The organism is Methylibium sp. (assembly GCF_013817365.1).
GTDB lineage: Bacteria > Pseudomonadota > Gammaproteobacteria > Burkholderiales > Burkholderiaceae_C > Methylibium.
In genome coordinates, this window is the sequence record NZ_JACDCU010000360.1 from 1 (window position 1) to 4,279 (window position 4,279).

The window sequence follows — 4,279 nt, forward strand, 5'->3', positions numbered from 1 at the left end:
GCGTACGAGCGCACGAGAGGCGGCGTGACGGCTGCGCGCCTCTTTGGCGGCCTATCCGCTTCGCTCGTCGGCCCGCGTCTTCTCAGAACTCGAACAATGTCAGACCGAGCCCCAGGCTCGTCTGCCGGAAGTTGTAGTCGAGCAGCGTCTCGGCATAGCCGCTGAAGACCTGCACATACCAGCGCAGTGCGCGGGGGTTGTCAGGCTCGACGGGGTAGGTCCAGTCGAACTGCAGCGAGCCGCGGTCCCAGCGCCGAAAGCTGGTGCGCCACTGCATCGAGGCGGTGGCGCGGCCGGGGGTCCAGGCGAGCAGCCAGTCGGTGTGGCCGCGGTAGTCGACGAGATCGGGGTTGTCGTCCTTCGAGGCGCTTTCCTTGAATCGGTAGTTGTAGCGCACCGACAGCGACACATCGTCGCGTTCCAGGCCGCCGCCGACGTACATGCGGTTCCAGCTCCGCGAAAGCGGCTCGGACTGCCCATTGGACTGGTGGGCCAGCGCCAGCATGCCGTAGCGCCACTGCCAGCCCCAGGGCAGTGCGCGCAGGCCCTGCGGCGTCGGCAGCACGTACATCAGCTCGGGCTCGTAGTCGGTGCTGCGAAACGGCGACGATTCGCTGGGCCGGTACACCTGCCAGAACGACTGCTGCGTGTAGCCGGCCCAGAGGTCGCCGCCGGGCAGCAGCAGGTTCTCCGCCAGCTTGGTGCGCAGCGAGATCTGCAGCTTGGCTTCGACCTTGCGGAAGTTGCCGAGTTGGCCGCTGCGGTCGCGCGCGGGGCTGGTGGGCGTCGAGTTGATGTCGGTGCTCACGTGCACCGGCAACACGAAATTGGGCCGGTAGCCGGTGAAATTGAAGGTGCCGCGCTTGTCGGCCTCGTCGAGTTCCCAGTACTTGGAAAGGAAGCTCGGGTGAGGCACCGGCGGGCCCTGCAGTCCCGGGCCGATCGGCTCGGGCGCGGCCATGAGGTCCGGCGTGCGGCGGGCCGGAACGGCCGGCGCCGAGGGGCGCGCTCGGCCGGCGAGGCCGTCGTAGCAGGCTAGGCGGGCGGCATCGTCGGAGAGCGCGGCGCAGTCACTCAGCGGCCGAGCCGGCTCTTGCGCGCGCAGCACTGCGGCGGGACCGAGCAGCAGCGCAAGGGCGAGGGCGGCGGCGGTGGTGGGTTTCAAAAGGCGTCTTCGGTCGCGGGCCGCGCGGATTCTGCCGCAGCGACCCGGACGTCGGGCCGTGGGGCGCTGCGAAGTTTTTGAATCGATGCGTCAATCGCGGTGAACCGGGGCGTCGGTACGGCCCTCTACAGTGATTCACGCCTCACGCCCGACCGAGCAACATGCCACCCCGCTACACCCCGACCGCGATCACGCTGCACTGGCTGCTCGCGCTGGCGCTGTTCGCGAGCCTCGGACTCGGCTGGTTCATGACCAGCCTCCCCTTCTCGCCGCTGCAGCTCAGGCTCTACAACTGGCACAAGTGGGCGGGCATCACCATCCTCGCGCTTTCCGCCGTGCGCCTGCTGTGGCGCCTGACGCACCGCCCGCCCGAGTTGCCGGCCCGCACCCTGAGCGCGATGCCGCCGTGGTAGCGCCGCGCCCACCATGCCACGCATGCGCTGATGTACGTGCTGTTCTTCGCCGTGCCGCTGGCCGGCTGGACCTACAGCTCCATGGCGGGCTTTCCGATCGTATGGTTCGGCGTGTTGCCGCTACCCGACCTGGTGGCGGTGGACAAGGAGTTCGCCAAAGTCATCAAACCAGTCCATGCCACCCTCGCCTACACGCTGCTAGCGCTGGTGGTGGTGCACATCGCCGCGGCGCTCAAGCACCAGTGGATCGACCGCGACGGCCTGCTCGAGCGGATGCGCTTCGGCGGCGCCGGATCGCCGAACGAACAAGAATGGACTGCCTCATGAAAACGCCCTGGCTGATCTGGACGCTTGCCGGCTTGCTGGCCGCGCCGCTGGCGCAAGCCCAGCCTGCTGCCGCCCGGCTGCTGCCCGCGCAAAGCGAGATCGTGTTCGTCAGCAAGCAGATGGGCGTGCCCGTCGAAGGCGAGTTCAAGCGCTTCGACGCGCAGATCGTCTTCGACCCCGGGTCGCCACAGGCCGGCTCCGTGGCGCTCACCATCGACACTGGCAGCGCCACCCTCGGCATTGCGGAGACCGACGCGGAACTGCCCAAGGCCGAATGGTTCGCCGCGGCGAAGTTCCCGCAGGCGCGCTTTCAATCGACGGCCATCAAGCCGCTGGGCAGCGGCAAGTACGAGGTGGCGGGCCGGCTCACCATCAAGGGCCACAGCCGCGATCTCGTCGTGCCGATCAGCCTGGCGCAGACCGGGAGCACCGGCATCGCGACCGGCAGCTTCACGCTCGAGCGGCTTGCGTTCAAGATCGGCGACGGCGAATGGGCCGACACCTCCCTGGTAGCCGACGACGTCCAGGTGCGCTTCAAGCTCGCGCTGGCCGGCTTGGCCGCACCGTGAGCGCACTCGCGTACCGCATTGCATTGCATTTGTTTTTCACTCCAGCAAGGACATCCGCATGAAGAGAATCCCGACGATCCTCGGCGCCGCCGCGCTCGCCCTCGCCGCCTCGAGCGGCGCCCGCGCCGAGCCGGTCACCTATGCGATCGACCCCACGCACACCTTCGTGACCTTCGAGTCGCTGCACTTCGGCACCTCGACCAACCGCGGGCGCTTCGACAAAAAGCAAGGCACGGTGGTGTTCGACCGCGCCGCGAAGACGGGCAAGGTCGAACTCACCATCGAGACCGGTTCCGTCAACACCGGTGTGGCCCCCTTCAACCAGCACCTCACCGGCAAGGATTTCTTCCGCAGCGACGAATTCCCCACCGCCACCTTCAAGAGCGACGACTTCCAGTTCGATGGCGACAAGCTCAGCGAAGTGGCCGGCACGCTGACCTTGCTCGGCAAGACCCATCCGGTCGTGCTCAAGGCGAGCCACTTCAACTGCTACCAGAACCCCATGCTCAAGCGCGAGGTCTGCGGTGGCGACTTCGAAACCACCATCCAGCGCAGCCAGTGGGGCATCACCTACGCCCTGCCGGTGCAGCCCGACGACATCCGCCTGCTGGTGCAGGTGGAGGCGGTCAGGCAATAGGGCAGACGGGCGCCGGAGCAGCCGGCCCTTGCGACGGCGCAGGGCGGCTGGCTCGCTACGATGCCCGCATGAAGCCCTGGCCCGCGATCCGCTGCGCTGCACGGGCCTTGGCCTGTGCGCTCGCGTTGGCGCCCTGGGCGGCTCACGCCGAGCCGGTGAGCTACGCGCTCGACCCCCATCACAGTTGGGTTCAGTTCGAGCTCTCCCACTTCGGCACCTCCACGATCCGCGGCCGGCTCGGGCCCGCCGAGGGCCGCATCCTCCTGGACCGCAGCGCGGGCAAGGGCACGGTCGGCATCACGGTGCCCACGGCCAGCGTGAGCACCGGCCTTTCCCTGTTCGACTGGCGCCTGCGCCGCGCCGACCTGCTGGCCGCCGAGGAGCACCCTACCGCCTGGTTCGTGGCACGCGAGCTTCGCTTCGACGGCGATCGCGTGGCCGAAGTGCGCGGCGAGTTCACCCTGCGCGGCACCAGCCGCCCGCTCACGCTCACCGCGCTGCGCTTCGGCTGCTTCGAGCATCCCGTTCTCGAACGCGAAGTCTGCGGCGGCGACTTCACGGGGCGCTTCTTGCGCAGCGACTACGGCATGGACTTCGGCCTGCCCTTCGTGGGCGATCGGGTGACGCTGACGGTGCAGGTCGAGGGGGTGCGGGAGGCCGCGCCGCCGCCGTGACGGCCGCCCGGCCCGGCCCCGGCCGAGCCACCGCTACAGTGGCGGCGTGACCCCCTCCTCATTGCGCCTGCCCGACGACCTCACCGTGTTCGAGCGCGGCTGGCTGTCCTCGAACAACGTGCTGATCCACGACCGCGACGACGATGCCGGCGGCGCGGTGCTGGTCGACAGCAGCCACTGCACGCACGCGGCGCAGACCGTCGCGCTGCTGCGCCAGGCGCTGGCGGGCGCGCCGCTCGGGCGCATCGTCAACACCCATCTGCACAGCGACCACTGCGGCGGCAACGCGGCGGTGGCGCAGGCCTTCGGCGCCGTGCCGATCGACGTGCCGCCCGGCGGCTTCGCTGCCGTTCAGCGCTGGGACGAAAAAGCACTCGGTTTTCGGCCGATCGGCCAGCGCTGCATGCGCTTCGCCGCGCGGGGCACGCTCGCGCCCGGTGGCCGCACGCGTCTGGGCGCGCGCGAGTGGGATGTCATCGCGGCCCCCGGCCACG

At 69.4% G+C, this 4,279-nt stretch carries 5 protein-coding genes and 1 pseudogene; 5 read left to right on the forward strand and 1 reads right to left on the reverse strand.

Annotated features, from left to right (window positions below; all coding sequences use genetic code 11):
- Positions 1 to 82: 82 nt before the first annotated feature.
- Positions 83 to 1,165 (reverse strand): phospholipase A, encoded by a 1,083-nt coding sequence (locus tag H0W38_RS17600; protein WP_292456485.1) that lies wholly within the window; start codon positions 1,163 to 1,165, stop codon positions 83 to 85.
- A gap of 161 nt (positions 1,166 to 1,326) precedes the next feature.
- Here H0W38_RS17600 and H0W38_RS17605 point away from each other — a divergent pair.
- From H0W38_RS17605 to H0W38_RS17625, 5 genes and pseudogenes are all read left to right on the forward strand, one after another.
- Positions 1,327 to 1,905: pseudogene (locus H0W38_RS17605) on the forward strand (cytochrome b).
- Positions 1,902 to 2,474, forward strand: coding sequence for a YceI family protein (locus H0W38_RS17610; protein ID WP_292456488.1), 573 nt, complete (start codon positions 1,902 to 1,904; stop codon positions 2,472 to 2,474). Before H0W38_RS17605 ends, H0W38_RS17610 begins: the two are co-directional and overlap by 4 nt.
- A gap of 58 nt (positions 2,475 to 2,532) precedes the next feature.
- Positions 2,533 to 3,111 carry a YceI family protein gene (locus H0W38_RS17615; protein ID WP_292456490.1) on the forward strand — a complete coding sequence of 193 codons (579 nt, stop codon included), beginning with the start codon at positions 2,533 to 2,535 and terminating at the stop codon, positions 3,109 to 3,111.
- A gap of 68 nt (positions 3,112 to 3,179) precedes the next feature.
- A complete protein-coding gene (locus tag H0W38_RS17620; protein WP_292456492.1) occupies positions 3,180 to 3,785 on the forward strand; it encodes a YceI family protein in 606 nt (201 codons plus the stop codon).
- A 46-nt stretch (positions 3,786 to 3,831) separates the two neighbouring features.
- Positions 3,832 to 4,279: MBL fold metallo-hydrolase (locus tag H0W38_RS17625; RefSeq protein WP_292456495.1), on the forward strand; the 448-nt coding region annotated here is incomplete at its 3' end.